This is a genomic window from Arthrobacter sp. JCM 19049 (genome assembly GCF_001310435.1).
This window is the reverse complement of record NZ_BAXF01000483.1, coordinates 1-1,617: the sequence shown is the minus strand read 5'-3', so window position 1 is coordinate 1,617 and position 1,617 is coordinate 1. Positions and strand designations below refer to the sequence as shown.

2 pseudogenes are annotated in these 1,617 nt (G+C 68.5%); both read left to right on the top strand.

The window, feature by feature from the left end:
- Positions 1–914: pseudogene (locus JCM19049_RS13625) on the top strand (Asp-tRNA(Asn)/Glu-tRNA(Gln) amidotransferase GatCAB subunit B); the annotation flags it as partial.
- Between the two features lie 478 nt (positions 915–1,392).
- Positions 1,393–1,617, top strand: a pseudogene (locus JCM19049_RS13620) (hypothetical protein); the annotation flags it as partial.

Here is a 1,617-nt window from a genome sequence, read left to right as displayed (position 1 = left end):
GCGGCGATTCGCGAGATCGTCAGACTGGTGTCTCCGATGCCGCATGGAGCGCGGCAACGTGCGCTGCGACGCGAACGTCTCTCTGATGCCCAAAGGGGCGGAGAAGTTCGGCACCCGCACCGAGACCAAGAATGTGAACTCGCTGCGCGCCGTGGAGCACGCGGTGCGCTTCGAGATCGAACGCCACGCCGCGGTGCTGGATTCGGGCCAGAAGATCGTGCAGGAAACCCGCCACTGGCATGAGGACACCCGCTCGACCACCTCGGGCCGCCCGAAGTCGGACGCGGATGACTACCGCTACTTCCCGGAACCGGACCTGGTCCCGATCGTAACCACCGCGGACTGGATCGAGCAGCTGCGCTCCCGCCTGCCCGAACCGCCGGCCGAGCGCCGCAAGCGGCTGAAGGCCGAATGGGGTTACGCGGACAAGGAATTCCGCGACGTGGTCAACGCCGGGGTGCTCGATGAAATCGAGGCCACCATTGCCGCCGGGGCCACCGCCGCGGTCGCCCGCAAGTGGTGGATGGGCGAGATCGCCCGCCTGGCCAAGGCCGCGGACAAGGAAATCGCCGAGGTTGGCGTCACGCCGGAAACCATCGTCGAGATCGACCAGCTGATCCAGGGCATGAAGATCAACGACAAGATTGCCCGCCAGGTGCTCGAGTACGTGCTGGCCGGGGAAGGCACCCCAGCCAGATCGTGGAGCAGCGTTCGCTGGCGATCGTGAACGACGACGCGGCGCTGGGCAAGGCCGTGGATGACGCGATCGCCGCGATGCCCGACGTGGTCGAGAAGATCAAGGGCGGCAAGATGCAGGCCATCGGCGCCTGATGGGCCCGGTCATGAAGGCGACCCGCGGGCAGGCCGACGCCGGCCGCGTGCGTGAACTGGTCATGGAGAAGCTGGGACTCTAGTCTCCAGCCAGCGAGCAAGGCATCGCGCCTGCATCCCCGAACGCGGGGGTGCAGCGCGATGCCTATTTGCCCGCTTCCTGGTACTCATCCGGTGCCGTGACCGGTGTGAGGCCGCTGCCGGATACCGCGCCGGGGCAGTCCGCCCGCCCCGCTCGTGGCGGCAATGTCCGGCCGCTGGGCTGTGCGCCCGGTCCATGCCTTGGGCGCTTTGCTCACGGTTCGCTGCGCACGCCAGTGGCCACCTCGTAGAGCGCAACTGCGACGGCCAGGGTTTTCACTGACCGGCCTCAGCGTGCGCCGGCCGCGGCCGTGGTGGGTGTGCGATCCTGCACGCGGGTGAGGGGACCGCGGCCCCTGGGAAAACTGATCGTGGTTGGCTGGGGACAGCACGTGAAGCGCGGCACGCTGTGGCGTCTCTTGGGCGGGCGTTGGCGAGAGATCACGCCCCCGGTGGGTGGGCGCAGGTGGAGGCACTACGATGAAAACCATGACTGCAGGCCGTTTCACCCCGCCGGGTGCGCCCGAGGCCGAAGTGCGCATCGACCGCTGCCTGGTGCAAGAGCTGCTCCGCGGGCAGGCGCCGCAGTGGGCCGAATTGCCTGTGGCATACCTTGCCAGCGGGTGGGATAACGAGATCTACCGGCTGGGTCCGCGGCACCTCATCCGCCTGCCGCGCCGTGCCCAGGCCGAGCGGATCGGCACA